The following is an 18,717-nucleotide window of genomic DNA, read 5'->3' as shown; positions in this document are numbered from 1 at the left end:
AGCAGTCGAAGATTGATTTTACCCGCCAGCTTTAGTATTTAACGGTGCATTATTTCGATGCGCGAAATTAATCACCCTCCATTCGTTGTTTAGGCTGAATCGATTTACTCGTTTGTCGCGGATGCGGTAAACACGGCATAATGGAGAGCGGATTTAAACGACGGCAGAAGCCGGTTTTTTTGATCTGAAGTGCCAAACTCGTCGTTTTCTGTTGCATCAATGCTCGCCCCTGTACCATAGTCAGGCGCTAACCAGACAAGCTAAAGTCATGCCCTTGGGCTAAACTTTAGCTCCACAACACACCAATAAGTTGGGGAAACATCAATGTTCCAGCAAGAAGTTACTATTACCGCTCCGAATGGTCTGCACACTCGCCCTGCCGCTCAGTTCGTGAAAGAAGCCAAAGGCTTCACGTCTGACATCACCGTGACTTCCAACGGTAAAAGCGCCAGCGCCAAAAGTCTGTTCAAACTGCAAACTCTGGGGCTGACTCAAGGGACCGTAGTGACCATCTCCGCTGAAGGTGAAGACGAGCAGAAAGCCGTTGAACACTTGGTAAAACTGATGGCAGAGCTTGAGTAATCAGCCCGTCTTCTTAGTTAACACCAGTCAAGAGTAAGGTAGGGTTATGATTTCAGGCATTTTAGTATCACCGGGTATCGCTTTTGGTAAGGCTCTCCTACTGAAAGAAGATGAAATTGTTATCAACCGGAAGAAAATCTCTGCAGACGCTGTAGAGCAGGAAGTCCAACGTTTTCTTGATGGCCGCGCCAAGGCATCCGTGCAGTTGGAAGCGATCAAGACCAAAGCTGGCGAAACCTTCGGCGAAGAGAAAGAAGCTATCTTCGAAGGCCATATCATGCTGTTGGAAGACGAAGAGCTTGAGCAGGAAATCATAGCCCTAATCAAAGACGATCTGGCTTCTGCGGATGCGGCTGCCTACACCATCATCGAAGGCCAGGCGAAAGCGCTGGAAGAACTCGACGATGAGTACCTGAAAGAGCGTGCGGCCGACGTACGTGACATCGGTAAACGCCTGCTGCAGAACATTCTGGGCCTGGCTATCGTCGATCTGAGCTCAATTCAGGACGAAGTGATCCTGGTTGCTACCGATTTGACCCCGTCTGAGACCGCGCAGTTGAACCTGGACAAGGTTCTGGGCTTCATCACCGATCTCGGCGGCCGTACTTCACACACCTCCATCATGGCGCGTTCCCTGGAATTGCCGGCAATCGTGGGCACCAGCGACGTCACCAAGCAGGTGAAGAACGACGACTATCTGATTCTGGACGCGGTTAACAATAAAATTTACGTTAACCCAACCGCTGACGTTATCGATCAGTTGAAAGCCGAACAAAACCAGTACGTGACCGAGAAAAACGATCTGGCCAAGTTGAAAGACCTGCCGGCGATTACGCTGGACGGTCATCAGGTTGAAGTTTGTGCCAACATCGGCACCGTGCGCGACGTCGCAGGTGCAGAGCGCAACGGCGCTGAAGGTGTCGGCCTGTATCGTACCGAATTCCTGTTCATGGACCGCGACTCACTGCCAACCGAAGACGAGCAGTTCCAGGCCTATAAAGCCGTTGCGGAAGCCATGGGCTCACAGGCAGTCATCGTACGCACCATGGACATCGGCGGCGACAAAGACCTGCCGTACATGAACCTGCCGAAAGAAGAGAACCCGTTCCTCGGCTGGCGCGCCATCCGTATCGCCATGGATCGCAGAGAAATCCTGCACGCCCAACTGCGTGCCATCCTGCGCGCCTCCGCGTTCGGCAAATTGCGCATCATGTTCCCGATGATCATTTCGGTAGAAGAAGTTCGCGACCTGAAAGGCGAAATCGAGACGCTGAAAGCGCAATTGCGTGAAGAAGCCAAGGCGTTTGACGAAACAATTGAAGTGGGCGTGATGGTGGAAACACCGGCCGCGGCGGTGATTGCTCATCACCTGGCGAAAGAAGTCGACTTCTTTAGTATTGGGACAAACGATCTAACCCAGTATACTCTGGCGGTAGATCGCGGCAACGAGCTGATTTCTCATCTCTATAACCCGATGTCCCCATCAGTGCTTGGCCTGATCAAACAGGTTATTGATGCATCTCATGCAGAAGGCAAGTGGACCGGTATGTGCGGTGAACTGGCTGGCGATGAGCGTGCTACACTGTTGTTATTGGGCATGGGGCTGGATGAGTTCAGCATGAGTGCGATTTCAATCCCGCGCATCAAGAAAATTATACGTAATACTAATTTCGAAGATGTGAAGGCGTTGGCAGCGCAAGCCTTGGCACAGCCAACGGCGCAAGATCTGATGAATTGCGTGAATAAATTCATCGAAGAAAAGACGCTCTGCTAAACTTCCACGACACTGGAACGCCGCCCAATTTAATGCTTAGGAGAAGATCATGGGTTTGTTCGATAAATTGAAATCTCTGGTTTCTGATGACAAGAAAGACACGGGCACTATCGAGATCGTAGCTCCACTTTCTGGCGAAATCGTTAATATCGAAGATGTACCTGACGTAGTATTCGCTGAAAAAATCGTTGGCGACGGTATTGCCATCAAACCAACGGGCAACAAAATGGTTGCTCCGGTTGACGGCACCATCGGTAAAATTTTCGAAACCAACCATGCTTTCTCTATCGAATCCGACAGCGGCATCGAGCTGTTTGTCCACTTCGGTATCGACACCGTTGAACTGAAAGGCGAAGGCTTCAAACGCATCGCTGAAGAAGGCCAACGCGTCAAGAAAGGTGATGTGGTTATCGAGTTCAATCTGGCCCTGCTGGAAGAGAAAGCCAAGTCTATCCTGACGCCGGTGGTTATCTCCAACATGGACGAGATCAAAGAACTGATCAAACTGACCGGTAACGTCACCGTTGGTGAGACCCCGATCATCCGCATCAAGAAGTAATAGCGAATGAACGCAAGAACGGCGCCCTCGGCGCCGTTTTTTTTATCTCTGCCATTCAAGCCCATCGCAACGGCAATTAACTCCAGCGCGGAATTCGCAGGGTAATCACCAGCCCTTCCCGTTCGCCGTTACGCGCCTCAACCTGACCACCGTGCGCCAGGACCACCTTGCGGGTGATCGCCAGCCCCAGCCCGTAGCCCTTGCCCGACATTGCCGATTTCACCCTGACAAACGGATCAAAAATACTGGAAAGTTTCGACTCTTCCACGCCCGGCCCCTGATCGCTGACCTCAATCTGGAACAGCTGATCGATACGCGTCAGCACCACCGTCACCCGTTGCCCGTGGCTGGAGAAACGCAACGCATTACGCACGATATTATCCACTGCACGCCGCATCAGTTCGGCATTGCCCTTGACGGTGTAATCCACGTCCGAACTGGCCTGCAGCACGATATCTACGCCGGGGATCTGTGCTTCGTAGCGCGCATCGCTCACCACCGCGTCCACCAGCCCATACAGGTCGAAATACTCTTCATCCGGCAGGCTATTGTTCTCGGCACGTGACAGCGCCAACAGCTCACCGATCATTTTATCCAGCCGCCCTGCTTCGTGCTCAATGCGCTGCAGCGAATTCTCTACGTTACCCGCATTCTGCCGCGCCAGGCCAATCGCCAATTGCAAGCGGGCCAGCGGCGAACGCAGTTCGTGCGAAACGTCATGCAGCAACTGCTCACGGGCGCTGACCAACAACTCCAGCCTTTCCGCCATGCTGTCAAAGTCACGCGCCACCTCGGAAAGCTCGTCATGACGTCGGCGCATGGCCGGGAACAGACGCACCGACAAGTCGCCCTGCGCTACGCGATCAAAACCATCACGCAGCTTGCGCATCGGCCGGGTGAGGTTCCAGGCCAGCACCGCGCTGAACAACAGTCCGGCTAACCCGCCCACCCAAATCATCGGCGCGGGAATATTGAAAAAATGCGAGCGTTTGCTCGGACGATACTCATCCCGTAGGCTGCGCATGTCATAACTCAGCCAATAACCCTTACCGCCCTCGCCCTCTACCCAGGCGGTGACTGCTTTCGGTATCCGGCGGCTCTCAAACACCGGTTCCTCAACGACCGGTGCAGGCGGCTTATCCAATGGAGTCACGGTCAACAAACGCCGATCATCATCCGACCAGTCTTTTAGCATGGCATCCAGCGCCGGCATTCCACCGCGGCGCAGCTGAGTGGCGACAGAGGTCAATTGCAGCGTGACCACCCGCCGAGCCATGGCGTTTTCCGGCGGCTCGTAACGATCGCCATACAGGGAAAAAGCGACCCACAACGCCTGAGTCATGATGATAAAAGTCAGCCAGAAGCCGAGCAGGATTTTCCAGAACAGTCTTCCACGCATAGGCATTATCGGATGCGGTAGCCGATGCTGCGCACCGTCTCAATGCTGAGCGCGTTGTCCGTCAACGCCCCCAGCTTCTGGCGGATATTGCTGATATGCACGTCGACGCTGCGGTCATAGGCTTCTCGTGGGCGGCCCAAACCTTTTTCTGACAGCTCGTCTTTTGATACCACCCGCTCCGGCGCGCGTAACAGCAGCTCCAACAGATTGAATTCGGAAGCGGTCAAATCAAACGCCTTGCCGCGCCATTCGCTGCTGCGGGTCGATGGGTTCAGGGTCAGCTCGCCGAAATTAATCGCAATCTCGTCATCCACCTCATCCGGCCGCTCGTCGAAGCGGCGCAGTACCGCACGCAGGCGCGCCACCAGTTCGCGGGGATAACACGGTTTGGGCATATAGTCGTCGGCGCCCATTTCCAGACCGATAACCCGATCGATGTTATCGCCCTTGGCCGTCAGCATGATGATCGGCATGCGGCTCTTTTTACGCACATCGCGCAGCACGTCGATGCCGCTCATGTCCGGCAGCATGATGTCGAGGATCATCGCGGTGTAATCACCCGACAGCGCGCCTTCCACCCCGGCCTTGCCGGTCAGCACCAGCGTGGCGTTAAAGCCTTCGCCGGTCAGGTATTCGCTCAGCATGGTGCCGAGTTCGAGGTCATCATCGACCAATAAAATTTTCATGCCTTGCTCCTTCGCGGATTTTCATCATTTTCACGCCTATTTGTCTGCTTCGCAGCCGGTTTTACTCAATCCTTACATATTCCTGAACGCCGGTTAACCGCAGCCCGGCCGACGGCGCGTTAAATTAGTGCCAACAGATTTTTGCCGCGTTTTAATGCCAGGAAAGCCCACCGTTATTGTGGGCGCTATCGCCTTATTTCTCTACTTCAGGGCGCAAGACGCCGAAGAAATTCCCTTTATGTCCCCTGGTGGTCCAAAATCGGGTCAGATAAAGGCCCTGGGCGTGACGCCAGGCGATTAACAGCCTCAAGGGCAATGGTAGCCGATATTAACCACTTAGAGCGGCAGAACGCTCTGAGGGTCGCAGAAGAGATAGGGGAATTTTGATTTCTTCCCGGCGAAACACGCCGCCGGGATGGGCTCGATATACGCGTTGGAAAGGAAATAACGCTCAGGCAAAAACACCGGTGGAGAGATAGCGATCGCCACGATCGCAGATGATAGCCACAATCACGCTGCCCGGGTTGGCCGCCGCAATCCGTAGCGCACCGGCTACTGCCCCGCCGGAACTGACGCCGCAGAATATACCTTCGCGCTGCGCCAATTGACGCATGGTCTGTTCTGCGTCGGTTTGCTCAATGTCCAGCACCTGATCTACCAGATCAGGACGGAATATGCCCGGCATATAAGCCGGTGCCCAGCGGCGAATGCCGGGTATACTGCTGCCTTCCGCCGGTTGCAGGCCGATAATCTGCACCTGCGGATTTTGGCTCTTCAGGTAACCGCCCACGCCGGTAATGGTGCCGGTGGTACCCATGCTGGAAACAAAATGGGTCACCCGTTGATGGCTCTGCTGCCAGATTTCCGGGCCGGTGGTAGTGAAATGGGCGTAAGGGTTGTCCAGATTATTGAACTGATCCAGCACCTTGCCCTGCCCCTGATTCTGCATTTCCAGCGCCAGATCGCGCGCGCCTTCCATCCCCACTTCTCGGCTGACCAGGATCAACTCTGCGCCATAGGCGCGCATTGCCGCCTGACGTTCCTGGCTCATGTTTTCCGGCATCAGCAGGGTCATCGAATAGCCCTTGAGCGCCGCTATCATCGCCAGTGCAATACCGGTGTTGCCGCTGGTGGCCTCGATCAACCGATCGCCGGGCTTTATCTCACCGCGCAGTTCCGCCTGCTGGATCATCGCCAACGCGGCGCGATCCTTTACCGAACCCGCCGGGTTATTGCCTTCCAGTTTGAGCCAAACCTCGCTGCCCAGGCCTGCAGCCAGCCGTTGTAATTTTACCAGCGGGGTATTACCGATGCATTGTTCAAGCGTTGTCACGATCTTGGCCTGTGTTGAAGTACGTAATGTAAAAAGGCAACCTCGGGGTTGCCTTTAAAATGAAGCCGGGGGGTAAAAACTATCAGGCGCTTTTAGCTAACGCAACAGGTTGTAGCAGTTGATCACCGGCGTACAGGCGCGCATTCAGGCTGCCAACGTAGTAACGGCCACCGCGTACCGGGGGCTCATTGCCATCCGGCAACACCACGCTGATCGGTTCCTGATGCCAACCAATCGGCTGCACGGTCATCTGCCAGAAATGGCCGCGTGGGCTGACTTCCAGCACCTGCACCGGCAGCGGGCAGCGGTCGCTGCTCTCGGTGCCGACTTCCATTTCCCACGGGCGCAGGAATAAGTCCACGCGGCCCTGATGCATTGGCTGGAACGACAGCGGCCACTGGTGCGCACCGACGAACAGCTGCGAACCGCGGATCTCGCCGCTCAGGCGGTTCACTTCGCCCATAAATTCCAGCACGAAGCGGCTGGCCGGTTCACGCACAATCTCTTCCGGCGAACCGACCTGCTCAATATTGCCCTGGCTCATCACCACGATACGATCGGCGACTTCCATCGCCTCTTCCTGATCGTGGGTGACGAATACGCTGGTGAATTTCAGCTCTTCATGCAGCTGACGCAGCCAACGGCGCAGTTCTTTACGCACCTGCGCATCCAGCGCGCCGAAGGGTTCATCCAGCAACAGAATTTGCGGTTCGACCGCCAGAGCACGCGCCAGAGCCACGCGCTGCTTCTGACCACCGGAAAGCTGTGACGGATAACGGTTAGCCAAATGGGCCAACTGCACCATTTCCAGCAGCTGGGTCACTTTTTGTTTGATCGCCGCGGCATTCGGGCGCTCGCGGCGCGGCAGCACGGTCAGACCAAAGGCGATGTTATCGAACACCGTCATGTGGCGGAACAGCGCGTAATGCTGGAACACGAAGCCCACTCGACGATCGCGCGCATGCACATGGCTGACGTCGGTGCCGTGGAAGCCCAGCTTGCCGCCGCTCTGGCTTTCCAGCCCGGCGATAATACGCAGCAGCGTGGTTTTCCCGGAGCCGGACGGCCCCAGCAGCGCCACCATCTCACCGGAGGCAATGTCGAGCGAGATATCGTTCAATACCTTGGTACGACCGAAAAACTTATTGATACCGTTAATCTCAATGCTCATGATTTTCCTCCCGCTCGAGACGTGCATTCTGACGTTCCAGACGCCATTGCAGGCCACTCTTCAAAAATAGGGTCACTATCGCCATCAGGGTCAGCAAACCGGCGGCGGTAAAGGAACCGACCGTGTTGTAATCCTGCTGCAACAACTCAACCTGCAGCGGCAGGCTGAAGGTCTCACCGCGAATAGAACCGGACACTACCGATACCGCGCCGAACTCACCGATGGCGCGCGCGTTGGTCAATACCACGCCGTACAACAGCGCCCAGCGAATGTTGGGCAAGGTCACCCGGCGGAACATCTGCCAACCGGAAGCGCCCAGCAAAATGGCGGCCTCGTCTTCCTGACTGCCCTGGCTGAGCATCATCGGCACCAGCTCACGTACCACGAACGGACAGGTTACGAAAATGGTCACCAGCACCATGCCCGGCCAGGAGAACATCAGTTGGATGTTATGCGCATCCAGCCAACCGCCCAGCAGGCCATTGCTGCCGTAGAACAACAGATAAATCAGCCCCGCGACCACCGGCGAAACGGCGAACGGGATGTCGATCAGCGTCAACAACAGCTGACGCCCCGGGAAGGTGAAACGCGTCACCAGCCAGGCCAACAGCGTGCCGAAAATCAGGTTGAACGGCACGGTAATCAAAGCGATCAGCACCGTCAGCCAGATAGCGTGCAACATGTCGTGATCGACCAGGTTGCCCCACATCACACCAATCCCTTTGGAAAAGGCCTCGGCAAAAATCGAAACGATCGGCACCACCAGCAGCAATACCGAAAACAGCACGCCGATACCGATCAGTGTCCACTTGCCCCAGTTGACGCGCGGCCGCTCGACACCGTTAAACTCAGAGATATCAGCCATCAGTGCCCCCCGATACGTCGGCCAAAGCGGCTCTGCAGAACGTTAATGCTGAACAGCAACAGCAGCGAGGCCGCCAGGATCACCGAAGCAATCGCACTGGCCGCCGGATAATCAAATTCCTGCAAACGAACAAAAATCATCAGCGAGGTTACTTCGGTCTTCCAGGCGATGTTGCCGGCGATAAAGATCACCGCGCCAAACTCGCCCAGGCTGCGGGTAAAGGAGATCGCCGTACCGGCCAACAGCGCCGGTGCCAGCTCAGGTATCACCACGCGCCGGAAACTCTGCCAGCGGGTCGCGCCCAGGGTTTCTGCCGCCTCTTCATATTCCGGCCCCAGTTCTTCCAGTACCGGTTGTACGGTGCGCACCACGAACGGCAAGCTGGTAAAGGCCATCGCCACGGCAATGCCGAGCCAGGTAAAAGTCACCTTGATGTCAAAATGCGCCAGCCATTGGCCATACCAGCCAGTGGTGGAAAACAGCCCCGCCAGCGTCAGGCCGGCTACCGCCGTCGGCAGTGCAAACGGCAGATCGATCAGACCGTCCAGCAGCGTGCGGCCGGGAAAACGATAGCGGGTCAGGATCCAGGCCATCAGCATGCCGAACACCGCGTTAAACAGACTGGCAACACCCGCCGCCAACAGCGTGACTTTATAAGCCGCCACCACTTGCGGGTTGGAAATCACTTCCCAATACTGTGCCAGGCTCATCTGCGCCAACTGCATCACCAACGCGCTGAGCGGCAACAGCAGGATCAGGCAGGTGTAAAACAGGCTGCTCCCCAGACTGAGGCCGAACCCAGGTAACACCCGCTTGCTGGTCAACGACAACATTACTTATGCCCTGCGGCTAACAGCTGATCCAACTCACCACCGGTGGAGAAATGCGTTTTCATCACCTGCGGCCAGCCACCAAACTGATCTTCCACCCGGAACAGCTTGGTCTCCGGGAACTGCCCTTTGGCCGCGGCCATCGCCTGTTTGTCGTAAACACGGTAGTAGTAGCTGGTGATCACCTGCTGCGCTGCCGGGCTGTAGAGATAATTCAGATAGTCTTTGGCCGCCTGTTCGGTGCCGTTTCTTGCCACATTTTTATCGACCCTGGCCACCGGGAACTCCGCCAGAATATCGACCGGCGGCACGATCACCTCGTATTTGTCTTCGCCATACTGCTTGCGAATATTGTTCACTTCCGACTCAAAGCTGATCAGCACGTCGCCCAGACCGCGTTCGACGAAGGTGGTGGTTGCGCCGCGACCGCCGGTGTCAAACACCAGAACGTTTTTCAGGAAACGGGTCATAAAGGCGCGGGTTTTGGCCTGATCATTGCCATCCGCCTGATTGGCGGCCCCCCAGGCGGCCAGATAGGTATAACGGCCGTTACCGGAGGTTTTCGGGTTCGGGAACACCAGCTTCACGTCATCACGCACCAAATCATTCCAGTTATGGATGCCCTTTGGATTGTCCTTACGCACCAGGAAAGCCATGGTGGAATAGAAAGGGGAGCTGTTGTTCGGTAAACGGGACTGCCAGTCAGCCGGGATTAATTGCCCGCGATCGTGCAGGATCTGCACGTCGGTCACCTGGTTGTAGGTCACGACGTCGGCGCGCAAACCCTGTAGGATCGCCAGCGCCTGCTTGGAGGAACCGGCGTGGGATTGTTTGATGGTCAGCTTGTCGCCCGGGTGCTGTTGGTTCCATTGCTGCTCAAAGCCTGGGTTCAGCGCAGTAAACAATTCACGGGAAACGTCATAGGAACTGTTCAGCAATTCAGTTGCCGACAGCGGGCCGCTGGCTAACAGCGCCACCGCCAACCATCCTTTCAGTACGATATTTTTAACCCGCGTTTGTTTCATTGTGCACCTTATTACTGAGTCATTCCGTCGGGCTTTCGCCCTGATGTTGACCAGTGTATTTATAACTAGGTGCGGAGCTGTAACGCTTTTATATACCGTTTAGTGATTTTCAAGCATCAAACGCTATAAGGCAGGAACGGAGCGGCATGGCAGAGGGGGGAAGTAAAACCGGAGCAGGCGTCGCCAGCCCCGGTAGAGGTGTTACAGCGACAGCAGGCGCGTCAGTGATGGCGCAAAGTAATAACTGCCGGTCACCGCGCGGCTGAAACGCAGCATTGCGTCGCGTTTGCCATCCAGATCGCCGAACATGCTCAGCAGCTGCTTTTCGATGTTATGCAGGCGCGCGCAGTAGGCGATGAAATACAGCCCGTGCTTGCCGCTGGCGGTACCGTAAGGCAGGCTTTGGCGCAGGATCTTCAGCCCCTTGCCCTCTTCTTTCAGATCAACGCGGCTGACGTGCGAGGTGTCCGGGCGCTGCTCCGGCGGCAGTTCTTCGCTGTCATGTTTGGTACGGCCGATAATCTGCTCCTGCTGTTCGGTGGTGAAACGCTGCCACTGACGCAGGTTGTGTTCGTAACGCTGCACCAGCACGTAGCTGCCGCCTGCGTCTTCTTCGCCTTCGGCAATCACCGCCACTTCCGGTCGCTTGTCGCCCTGCGGGTTTTCCGTGCCGTCGATAAAGCCGCTCAGGTCACGCTCTTCCACCCAGCGGAAACCGTGGGTTTCCTCTTCAATTTTGATGGCGTTGCCGAACGCCGCCAGCGCAGCCTGGGCCAGCGTGAAGTTAACATCATGACGCAGGGATTGAATATGGATCAGCAGGTCGCGCTGGGTGGCCGGTGCCAGCCCTTTGCCGAGCGGGGTGAATGGCTTCAGCTCTTTGGCACCCTGGCCGCTGGACAGGTCATGCCAAACGTCATAGCCAAAGGCAATCACCGCGCCCACATGCGCATCGGGGAACTGCTGTTGCAGCTCGGTCAACGTCTGGCAAAACTGCTTGCAGCCCTGACGGAGTTCGGCAAATTCGCCCTGTACCGTGGCTTCCATAAAAATGGCGAAACGGCAGTGTTCCAGCAAAATGCCGCTCTGAACCTGTGTCATTGTCGTTATCCTCAATAGCAGAATCGGGTAACAGTGGCCTGTTACGAATGCGCAGCATCATACCGCAAGCAGGGGTAATTGCCTTGCCCGAACGCAAAGAAAATAAGGATACCCGTCGCCTTTCAAACCACAGCGTTGTTAACTGCACCCGCTCACCCCAGTCACTTACTAAAGTAAGCTCGTGGGGACTCCCGTGTTGGTCGCCTAGCTGTGGCTTGAAATGCATAGGGTAAAAATTTATGAGGGTTTGGCGCCGCGGATTGGGCGCCCAAAAAGAAAGGCTTACTGAGGTTTGGCGTGCCAGATAATCTTGCTGACCGTCCAGCTTTTCAGCGTGTCATCCGGTGGGATGATGTCCTGCGGGCCGGCCCACTTGCCGTTGAAAATATAAGTCACATATTTGCTCTGCTCCGCTACACATTCCACCTTGCCGGCATCGTCACCGGTGGCCGGCTTACAGGCACCGAACGCCTTGCTGTACAGGTCGCTGAACGGCGTGCCAAGTTTGCTGCCCCACTCGGTCGCCACCTTGCTGTCCATCACGTCCACCCGCTGCACGTGGCCCTTGGGTTCACCGGTGATCACCAGTTTCACATCATTGCCGTCCATCGCCTGATAGTAAGAAACTATCTGGCCCTGGCTGGTGGCCATGCCGCCGCGCAGGCGGTAATCGCCTTTCAGCCCGTCGTTGATGGCGCTTTCCGACATCGGGGTGCCGGCGTTCAAATCGCCAACGCCCTTGGCGCTGACCTCAAGGCTGCTGCCAAACCAGTTAAGCGGCGACAGGCTCGACCAGGAGAAGTTCGACATCGTCGAACAGCCGGTCAGTAACAGCGGGAGCCCTAACAGTAGTGGGCGAATATTCATCTCTAGCTCCTTAACATCAAAGGCATGGGCCCGGCGTTTTGCTGCGTGCCAGCCTCTCACAACTGCCCACGCTTCGCCATCGGTTGCGAGCTTGGAGTGCAGAAAATAGGAAAAGTGCCGCCGCAGGCGGCAATTACCCGGCGTCGTTCTGTACGGTAAAGCAGGCTTTCAGCCGCTGGTTCAGCAACAGATAGGTCAGGGCCAGCGCATCAAGCAGTATCAGGACAGCATCCAGCGGTGGCTGATTGTCGGCCTGTTGCCACAGGCTGAACACCGAACCGCCCAGCGCCGCCAGTAGCGAGAGACAAAGCACCCAACGCCAGGCGCGCCACAATCGTGGCCACTGCTGACGCCGTGGCGCCAACAGAAATGCCAACGCCGCCGGCAGCCCCAGCATGATGCCGTACCAGAACCTTTGGGTGTCAGGGTAAAACAGCTGCAGCAGCCCTTCCCCCTGCTGGCGCGAAGCACCGGCCATCACGAACAAAATCCAGGTCCGGGCCTGTAAAACCAGCACGCCCCAAAACCACAGCGGCAAACGCAGCGCGCCATGATGATCGTAATCGTCGGGAGAAAAACGGTGTGGGAGTGGCTTCAACATCAATTCCTTGCCAATTGCATTATTATTACTCCTTCAAATGGGAGCCAGATTTATTGTTTTCAATGTGCTCGCTTAAGAACCCCTTAAGATTTTCATGCTTTACTTAACCCCATCAAACCAGCAGTCCTGATTGGCAGGGCTTTGATTCTCGATTGAGATAAGGAAGCTTAAGATGAAAAAATATACCCTGGCCGCATTAATCGCGCTGTGCAGCGCACCGGTTATGGCACAGCAAGGCGGGTTCCTCGATCCTGCCGCGCCGCAGACACAAACGCAAACTACCCAGCAGGGCGGCTTCTCCGGCCCAAGCGCGGCGCTGACCACGGTAGACAAGGTGAAGTCGATGAGCGATGACACCTGGGTGATGCTGCAGGGCAACATTGAGCAGCGCGTCGGTGACGACACCTATACCTTCCGCGACGCCAGCGGCACCCTGACGGTGGAGATCGACAAAAAACGCTGGAACGGCCAGACCATCACCCCGAAAGATAAAGTGCAGTTGGAAGGGAAAGTGGATAAAGACTGGAGCAGTGTGGAAGTGGATGTGAAAAACATCAAAAAACTGCCTTAACACGCAGCAACGGGCGGTGACGTTTCACCGCCCGAATGACGACTCAATATTCCTGATCTTCAATCAGTCGTTTACCCAGGTTGGTCACGTTCTGGATCTCGTAACCGAGTTTTTCGTACATCTCGATCACCGTGTCGTTGTCCTCACGCACCACCAGTTGGATCTTCGGACACCCACGCGCGATCAGCTTCTTCTCCAAACGGTTAATTAACGCATTGGCAATACCGCGCCCGCGATAATCCGGGTGTACCCCCAGGTAATACGCCGAACCGCGATGGCCATCGTAACCGCCCATCACCGACCCTACGACTTCTCCGCCCACTTCGGCAACCAGAAACAGGCCTGGATCGTGATTCAGTTTGCGCTCGATATCCATCTCGGGATCGTTCCACGGTCGCAGCAGATCGCAGCGCTCCCACAGGGTAATGACCTCTTCAAAGTCGTCTTGTCGAAATACGCGAATTTCCATCGATGTTCGCCGCTGTTAATTAAGATGTTTATCTGATTATACCCAAAGTTATTGGAGTTGCATCACGGCAGCAAGCGAATGAAGCCCGACGAGCTGACTTAAGTCAGTGATTCGGGTGAGCAAGCGCAGCTAACACAGATGCAGCTTCAAGTACGCAGGGTATATCGCGAGATTATTCACTTACGCAATATCAAACTGCGATTTACCCCAGCAATTATCCAGAAATGATCGGTTACCTGCGTAATAAATGGACATAGTTATCAGGTCGATTAATGATTATCAATACGATATAACGTCGCAAAATAGAATTTGTCGATGGAGCGTAGCGTTATGAAAAAGCAGGTTAAACAATTCCTCAATTTTAAGCCGCTCCCTGTTTCCCCCACGCGACGTCAATTACTGCTCTCCGGCCTGGCGTTGGTGCTGCTTGGCAGCAAAAGCCAAAGCGCCGAAGCCGAGTCCGGTGGCATGCTGCGCAACCAACATCCCAAACCGACAAGCAAGCCGGCAGCTAAACCGTCCGGCAGCAAAAGGCTGGTGATGATCGACCCTGGCCATGGCGGTATCGACTCAGGCGCGGTTGGCAGCGAAGGCTCACAGGAAAAGCACGTCGTGTTGGAGATTGCCAACCACGTCCGTCGCATCCTGCACGAACAGGAACACGTCGAAGTCCGTCTGACGCGGGAAGAAGACGAGTTTATCCCGCTGTTCCAACGGGTGGAGATTGCCCATCAGCATCAGGCCGATCTGTTTATCTCGATTCACGCCGACGGCTTTACCAGCCCGGAAGCCTCAGGCGCTTCGGTGTTTGCCCTGTCCAATCGCGGGGCCAGCAGCGCCATGGCGCGTTACCTGTCCAACCGTGAAAATGCCGCCGATGACGTGGCCGGTGGCAAGTACAAAAACCAGGACAACTATCTGCAACAGGTGCTGTTTGATCTGGTGCAGACCGATACCATCAACAACAGCCTGACGCTCGGTCGCCACGTGCTCGGCCAAATCCGGCCGGTACACCACCTGCACAGCAACAGTACGGAACAGGCGGCATTTGCGGTGTTGAAATCCCCGTCTATTCCGTCAGTGCTGGTAGAAACTTCATTCATTACCAACCCGGCAGAAGAGCGCCTGCTCGGCACCACCGCATTTCGCGAAAAAATCGCCCGCGCCATTGCCGACGGCGTGATCAGTTTCTTCAGCTATTACGATACGCACCAACGAAAACCCGGCTGATACTGCCAGCCGCGGTGAATAAAGGTATACTCTGCGCCTTGTTCAGTCAGACGCTGTGAATTATCCCGTATGAGTTTATCGACCATCGCCGAAGTAAAATCCTTCCTGCTGGCGCTGCAGGACCGCATCTGCAGCCAGTTGGCCCAGGCCGACGGCAGCGCCGTTTTCAACGAAGACCGCTGGACGCGTGAAGAAGGCGGCGGTGGCCGCAGCCGGGTGTTGACCGACGGCGCGGTGTTCGAACAGGCGGGCGTCAACTTTTCACACGTCTCCGGCGCTACCCTGCCCGCTTCCGCTACCGCGCATCGCCCCGAACTGGCCGGACGCAGCTTCCAGGCGATGGGCGTGTCGCTGGTGATCCATCCGCGCAGCCCCTACATTCCTACCAGCCACGCCAACGTGCGCTTTTTCATTGCGGAAAAACCGGGTGAAGAACCGGTGTGGTGGTTTGGCGGTGGCTTTGACCTGACGCCGTTTTATGGCTTCGAAGAAGATGCCGTTCACTGGCACCGCACCGCCGAACGGCTGTGTGCGCCCTTCGGTGAACAGGTCTACCCCAAATACAAAAAATGGTGCGACGACTATTTCTTTATCAAACACCGTAACGAGGCACGCGGCATCGGCGGCCTGTTCTTTGATGACCTGAACACCCCGGACTTCGCCACCTGCTTCGCGTTTACCCAGGCGGTGGGCGAAGGCTTCCTCGAGGCCTATCTGCCGATCGTAGAGAAACGCAAAACGCTGAGCTGGGGCGATCACGAGCGCCAGTTCCAACTGTATCGTCGCGGCCGCTACGTGGAATTCAATTTGGTCTGGGACCGGGGCACGCTGTTCGGCCTGCAAACCGGTGGCCGTACCGAATCCATCCTGATGTCGATGCCGCCGCTGGTGCGTTGGGAATACAATTATCAACCGGCGGAAGACAGCCCGGAAGCGGCGCTGTACCGTGATTTCCTGCCGGTACGCGATTGGCTGAAGGAGCCGGAATGATGCAGATTTGGGTTGATGCGGACGCCTGTCCGAACGTAATTAAGGAAGTGCTGTTTCGGGCGGCGGAGCGTACCGCAATGTCGGTGACGCTGGTAGCGAACCAGCCGTTGAGAACGCCGCCGTCAAAACACATCCACACCCTGCAGGTGGCGGCCGGTTTTGACGTGGCGGATAACGAAATCGTGCGCCGCTGCGAGAAAGGCGATCTGGTGATCACCGCTGATATCCCGCTGGCAGCGGAAGTGATAGAAAAAGGGGCGGTGGCGCTGAACCCACGCGGTGAACGTTACACCCCGGACACCATTCGTGAGCGCCTGAACATGCGTGACTTTATGGATACCCTGCGCTCCAGCGGCATCCAGACCGGCGGGCCGAATACGCTGAACCAGCGCGATCGCCAGCAGTTCGCCAATGAGCTGGACAAGTGGTTGCAGCAAGCAAAACGGGCGCAGTAATTGCGCCCGCATCCCGTTTAGAATCGCACCTCGCCGCCAAAGATATAGGTTCGGCCGCGGGCGGTGTTGGTCGGTGAGAAATCCTGTGACTGGGACGGCATAGCATTCATCTTGTTCAACGCATCGGAATAGTCTTTGTCCATCAGGTTCTGCACGCTGAATTTCAACAGCAGATTGCGGTTGAATTGATAGGTACTGTACAGATCGATAACGGTCGGAATATGCGGCGCAGGCTCTTTCAGCAATTGCTCATTCTCATCGACGTTAGAATCGGGAGAAAGGCGCACAGCCTTGCCGGTGTATTTCACTAGCCCGCCCAGCGTCAATTTCTCATCCAGCAAACGCACCCCCGTATCCAGCGTGAAGTACAACTCCGGTAACTCGCTGATATCACCGGCACCAAACACATTGCTGGCCTGATTGGTCGGCTGACTGGTGTGATCCTTGCTCAGGGACAGTTTGGTGTAGGCGAAACCGGCGTCGTACATCGCCTCCACTTCCACCCCACGCGACCTGACTGGCTCGTAAGAGTTGCTGTACATGGTCATGGCGACATTCACATCGGCGTTATCCCATTCCTCCTGGCTAGTCTGGGCACGATTACATTTCTGGCGATTGCTGCACACCATGTAGCTCTGGCTGGAAATGTAATTTTTGATTTTCGACTCAAAATACACCGCCTTGAGCTGGAAACTGTCCTGTTTAAACAGCAGGTCATGCGCATTGGCGTTAAAACCCGCCTGATAGGTTTCGGCCGTTTCGCCCTTCAGGAACGGGTTCATCGACTGCCCGCCGCTGTTGGCGAAGAACACTTCCTGAATATTCGGCCCGCGCATCGACTTGCTGTAGCTGACAAACGGCTGCAGCCATGGCGTCACCTGCGCTGACAACATCACCGCCGGATTAAAGCCGTGCTCTTTCAAATTGATATTGCTGGCCCCCTGCGGGAAGCAGGCTACGCGCTCATCACAGGCCGGTTTATAGCCGGAGATATCATAGGCGCTGTAGTTCAGGTCAAAATTACCCTGCCAGATGCCGTAATTAAGCTGCAGCCCGCTGTAAAGGCTGGCGATATTTTGTTTGCCGGCAATACCCACCGGCGAACTTTCCGCCTGATTATCATCGGTCACCAGCCCGGATGCGTGCTTTTTGTATTCGTTGCGGATCAGCTTGCCACCATAGCTGAAGGCAAAGTCGACCTCCTGCAGGCTGAAACGACTGGTGTTGTTTACGTCCAGTGCGTCAGAGATATTCCTTGCGGTGCTGTCGCTGAATCCCGCCATATTATCGGACATAAACTTCTGCTCACCCCGGCTGGTACTGGCAGTCAGATTAAAATCAATCAGCTCTGAAAACGGGGCGTAATGATATTTAATATAGAAGTCATTACTGTCGATATGGCGACGGGTGATCTTGTTTTGATAAGTTCTGGCCGACAGTTCAATACTATTAAAAGCGTCGGGTTTAATATCCACTTTAAATAACTGAGATTTTGGATTCTGGCGATACGTTTTATCGACATTAAATTCTTCACTGTCAAACCCGGAACCGTTCTTATAATTAGAGGTGATCGAACTGCCGCTGATCGCCGCCATGGCTCCCAGACTACCGCCGTCGCCGAATGCGTCGGTTTTCCCACCCACGGCGATCATACCGCTGCGGCCAATACCGTTATTGCCTACAGAAAACTTGGTGCGCACGCCAAAAGGGTTATCCGAAAACACCACGTCATCCACGCCAATGGTGCGGAAGTTGGCGCTGCCCGCCAGCGCATTGACACCGGCGGATCCCGTCGCATTACCGCGTGCCACATCAACGCCGACGATAAAGTTAGGGTCGATCAGCGCACCAAACTGGCTGGTTGGCAAACCGCCATGCGCTGCGTCGCTGGGTGAACTGCCGTAATAGTTCTGGGTAATACCATCAACCATGGTATTAACGCGGCCAAAACCACTCATGCCACGGATATTGACGCTGACCGAACCCTGGCCAGGATCGATCTGGGTGTAGGTGCCTGGCATGCTGCGCAGAATGCTGTCCACCGACTCCAGATTCTTGTTTTCCCCGCGCGAGCTGAAAGCGCCGGGCTTTTCCAGCGCTTCTTTTTCACTGCTACTGTTACTGCTGTCTGCCGCCGAAACATTTAACGGGCTGAAAACGACCTTGCCCTTTCCCTCTTCTGTCCCATTCTGCGCAGCCGTCGCCACCC

The 18,717-nt window shown here is 55.8% G+C and carries 20 protein-coding genes; 7 read left to right on the top strand and 13 right to left on the bottom strand.

Annotated elements, in window-relative coordinates; translation table 11 throughout:
* Positions 1 to 324: 324 nt before the first annotated feature.
* Genes ptsH through crr form a run of 3 tightly spaced genes read left to right on the top strand, consistent with a single transcriptional unit; the run spans position 325 to position 2,915 of the window.
* Positions 325 to 582 carry a phosphocarrier protein Hpr gene (gene ptsH / locus OCH02_RS00165; RefSeq protein ID WP_004936458.1) on the top strand — a complete coding sequence of 86 codons (258 nt, stop codon included), beginning with the start codon at positions 325 to 327 and terminating at the stop codon, positions 580 to 582.
* Between the two features lie 46 nt (positions 583 to 628).
* On the top strand, positions 629 to 2,356 hold the full coding sequence (gene ptsI / locus OCH02_RS00160) for a phosphoenolpyruvate-protein phosphotransferase PtsI (RefSeq protein WP_261429149.1): 1,728 nt from the start codon (positions 629 to 631) through the stop codon (positions 2,354 to 2,356).
* 49 nt (positions 2,357 to 2,405) lie between these two features.
* A complete protein-coding gene (gene crr, locus OCH02_RS00155) occupies positions 2,406 to 2,915 on the top strand; it encodes a PTS glucose transporter subunit IIA (protein ID WP_012146162.1) in 510 nt (169 codons plus the stop codon).
* Between the two features lie 76 nt (positions 2,916 to 2,991).
* Here the strand turns inward: crr and OCH02_RS00150 are convergent, their stop codons facing one another.
* From OCH02_RS00150 to OCH02_RS00105, 10 genes are all read right to left on the bottom strand, one after another.
* Positions 2,992 to 4,314, bottom strand: a complete 1,323-nt coding sequence (locus tag OCH02_RS00150) for an ATP-binding protein (RefSeq protein ID WP_261429148.1) — start codon at positions 4,312 to 4,314, stop codon at positions 2,992 to 2,994.
* Between the two features lie 5 nt (positions 4,315 to 4,319).
* Positions 4,320 to 5,000, bottom strand: coding sequence for a response regulator transcription factor (locus tag OCH02_RS00145; protein WP_012146164.1), 681 nt, complete (start codon positions 4,998 to 5,000; stop codon positions 4,320 to 4,322).
* Positions 5,001 to 5,451: 451 nt separating this feature from the next.
* On the bottom strand, positions 5,452 to 6,333 hold the full coding sequence (gene cysM, locus OCH02_RS00140) for a cysteine synthase CysM (RefSeq protein ID WP_261429146.1): 882 nt from the start codon (positions 6,331 to 6,333) through the stop codon (positions 5,452 to 5,454).
* A gap of 82 nt (positions 6,334 to 6,415) precedes the next feature.
* Entirely contained in the window at positions 6,416 to 7,504 is a 1,089-nt protein-coding gene (gene cysA / locus OCH02_RS00135; protein WP_261091010.1) for a sulfate/thiosulfate ABC transporter ATP-binding protein CysA, read from the bottom strand.
* Positions 7,494 to 8,369, bottom strand: a complete 876-nt coding sequence (gene cysW, locus OCH02_RS00130; RefSeq protein ID WP_261429145.1) for a sulfate/thiosulfate ABC transporter permease CysW — start codon at positions 8,367 to 8,369, stop codon at positions 7,494 to 7,496. Before cysW ends, cysA begins: the two co-directional genes overlap by 11 nt.
* Entirely contained in the window at positions 8,369 to 9,202 is an 834-nt protein-coding gene (cysT, locus tag OCH02_RS00125; RefSeq protein ID WP_012146168.1) for a sulfate/thiosulfate ABC transporter permease CysT, read from the bottom strand. The genes cysW and cysT overlap by 1 nt, the downstream gene beginning before the upstream one ends.
* Positions 9,202 to 10,224 (bottom strand): sulfate ABC transporter substrate-binding protein, encoded by a 1,023-nt coding sequence (locus OCH02_RS00120; RefSeq protein ID WP_261429143.1) that lies wholly within the window; start codon positions 10,222 to 10,224, stop codon positions 9,202 to 9,204. The genes cysT and OCH02_RS00120 overlap by 1 nt, the downstream gene beginning before the upstream one ends.
* Before the next feature lie 201 nt (positions 10,225 to 10,425).
* A complete protein-coding gene (locus OCH02_RS00115; RefSeq protein ID WP_261429142.1) occupies positions 10,426 to 11,325 on the bottom strand; it encodes a Dyp-type peroxidase in 900 nt (299 codons plus the stop codon).
* 282 nt (positions 11,326 to 11,607) lie between these two features.
* Positions 11,608 to 12,192, bottom strand: coding sequence for an RpoE-regulated lipoprotein (locus tag OCH02_RS00110; RefSeq protein WP_153859522.1), 585 nt, complete (start codon positions 12,190 to 12,192; stop codon positions 11,608 to 11,610).
* 133 nt (positions 12,193 to 12,325) lie between these two features.
* Positions 12,326 to 12,790: a DUF2919 domain-containing protein gene (locus tag OCH02_RS00105; RefSeq protein WP_261430772.1), complete on the bottom strand. Its 465-nt coding sequence runs from the start codon at positions 12,788 to 12,790 to the stop codon at positions 12,326 to 12,328.
* A gap of 175 nt (positions 12,791 to 12,965) precedes the next feature.
* On the opposite strand from OCH02_RS00105, the gene OCH02_RS00100 reads away from it, so the two are divergent.
* A complete protein-coding gene (locus OCH02_RS00100; protein ID WP_261429140.1) occupies positions 12,966 to 13,364 on the top strand; it encodes a YgiW/YdeI family stress tolerance OB fold protein in 399 nt (132 codons plus the stop codon).
* A 43-nt stretch (positions 13,365 to 13,407) separates the two neighbouring features.
* Here the strand turns inward: OCH02_RS00100 and OCH02_RS00095 are convergent, their stop codons facing one another.
* Positions 13,408 to 13,833: a GNAT family acetyltransferase gene (locus tag OCH02_RS00095; protein ID WP_012146174.1), complete on the bottom strand. Its 426-nt coding sequence runs from the start codon at positions 13,831 to 13,833 to the stop codon at positions 13,408 to 13,410.
* 330 nt (positions 13,834 to 14,163) lie between these two features.
* On the opposite strand from OCH02_RS00095, the gene amiA reads away from it, so the two are divergent.
* The 3 genes from amiA to OCH02_RS00080 all read left to right on the top strand — a co-directional run bounded on the left by amiA (position 14,164) and on the right by OCH02_RS00080 (position 16,508).
* Positions 14,164 to 15,063 (top strand): N-acetylmuramoyl-L-alanine amidase AmiA, encoded by a 900-nt coding sequence (gene amiA / locus OCH02_RS00090; protein ID WP_261429139.1) that lies wholly within the window; start codon positions 14,164 to 14,166, stop codon positions 15,061 to 15,063.
* Between the two features lie 69 nt (positions 15,064 to 15,132).
* Positions 15,133 to 16,053 carry an oxygen-dependent coproporphyrinogen oxidase gene (gene hemF / locus OCH02_RS00085; RefSeq protein ID WP_261429138.1) on the top strand — a complete coding sequence of 307 codons (921 nt, stop codon included), beginning with the start codon at positions 15,133 to 15,135 and terminating at the stop codon, positions 16,051 to 16,053.
* Positions 16,053 to 16,508 (top strand): YaiI/YqxD family protein, encoded by a 456-nt coding sequence (locus OCH02_RS00080; protein ID WP_004947732.1) that lies wholly within the window; start codon positions 16,053 to 16,055, stop codon positions 16,506 to 16,508. Before hemF ends, OCH02_RS00080 begins: the two co-directional genes overlap by 1 nt.
* Positions 16,509 to 16,525: 17 nt before the next feature.
* On the opposite strand, the gene OCH02_RS00075 is transcribed toward OCH02_RS00080, so the two are convergent.
* On the bottom strand, positions 16,526 to 18,559 hold the full coding sequence (locus OCH02_RS00075; protein ID WP_410001241.1) for a TonB-dependent receptor domain-containing protein: 2,034 nt from the start codon (positions 18,557 to 18,559) through the stop codon (positions 16,526 to 16,528).
* Between the two features lie 92 nt (positions 18,560 to 18,651).
* The gene (locus tag OCH02_RS25465) at positions 18,652 to 18,705 is read right to left on the bottom strand and encodes a hypothetical protein (protein ID WP_371257926.1); all 54 of its coding nucleotides are present in this window, start codon (positions 18,703 to 18,705) and stop codon (positions 18,652 to 18,654) included.
* Positions 18,706 to 18,717: the final 12 nt, after the last annotated feature.

This window comes from Serratia quinivorans (assembly GCF_946227985.1).
In the GTDB taxonomy this organism is placed as follows: Bacteria; Pseudomonadota; Gammaproteobacteria; order Enterobacterales; family Enterobacteriaceae; genus Serratia; species Serratia quinivorans_A.
This window is presented reverse-complemented; position numbering and strand designations above follow the sequence as displayed.

Coding starts and splice junctions, on each gene's coding strand:
- ptsH (WP_004936458.1), top strand. CDS start 325: ATGTTCCAGCAAGAAGTTACTATTACCGCTCCGAATGGTCTGCACACT.
- ptsI (WP_261429149.1), top strand. CDS start 629: ATGATTTCAGGCATTTTAGTATCACCGGGTATCGCTTTTGGTAAGGCT.
- crr (WP_012146162.1), top strand. CDS start 2,406: ATGGGTTTGTTCGATAAATTGAAATCTCTGGTTTCTGATGACAAGAAA.
- OCH02_RS00150 (WP_261429148.1), bottom strand. CDS start 4,314: ATGCGTGGAAGACTGTTCTGGAAAATCCTGCTCGGCTTCTGGCTGACT.
- OCH02_RS00145 (WP_012146164.1), bottom strand. CDS start 5,000: ATGAAAATTTTATTGGTCGATGATGACCTCGAACTCGGCACCATGCTG.
- cysA (WP_261091010.1), bottom strand. CDS start 7,504: ATGAGCATTGAGATTAACGGTATCAATAAGTTTTTCGGTCGTACCAAG.
- cysW (WP_261429145.1), bottom strand. CDS start 8,369: ATGGCTGATATCTCTGAGTTTAACGGTGTCGAGCGGCCGCGCGTCAAC.
- cysT (WP_012146168.1), bottom strand. CDS start 9,202: ATGTTGTCGTTGACCAGCAAGCGGGTGTTACCTGGGTTCGGCCTCAGT.
- OCH02_RS00120 (WP_261429143.1), bottom strand. CDS start 10,224: ATGAAACAAACGCGGGTTAAAAATATCGTACTGAAAGGATGGTTGGCG.
- OCH02_RS00115 (WP_261429142.1), bottom strand. CDS start 11,325: ATGACACAGGTTCAGAGCGGCATTTTGCTGGAACACTGCCGTTTCGCC.
- OCH02_RS00110 (WP_153859522.1), bottom strand. CDS start 12,192: ATGAATATTCGCCCACTACTGTTAGGGCTCCCGCTGTTACTGACCGGC.
- OCH02_RS00100 (WP_261429140.1), top strand. CDS start 12,966: ATGAAAAAATATACCCTGGCCGCATTAATCGCGCTGTGCAGCGCACCG.
- OCH02_RS00095 (WP_012146174.1), bottom strand. CDS start 13,833: ATGGAAATTCGCGTATTTCGACAAGACGACTTTGAAGAGGTCATTACC.
- amiA (WP_261429139.1), top strand. CDS start 14,164: ATGAAAAAGCAGGTTAAACAATTCCTCAATTTTAAGCCGCTCCCTGTT.
- hemF (WP_261429138.1), top strand. CDS start 15,133: ATGAGTTTATCGACCATCGCCGAAGTAAAATCCTTCCTGCTGGCGCTG.
- OCH02_RS00080 (WP_004947732.1), top strand. CDS start 16,053: ATGCAGATTTGGGTTGATGCGGACGCCTGTCCGAACGTAATTAAGGAA.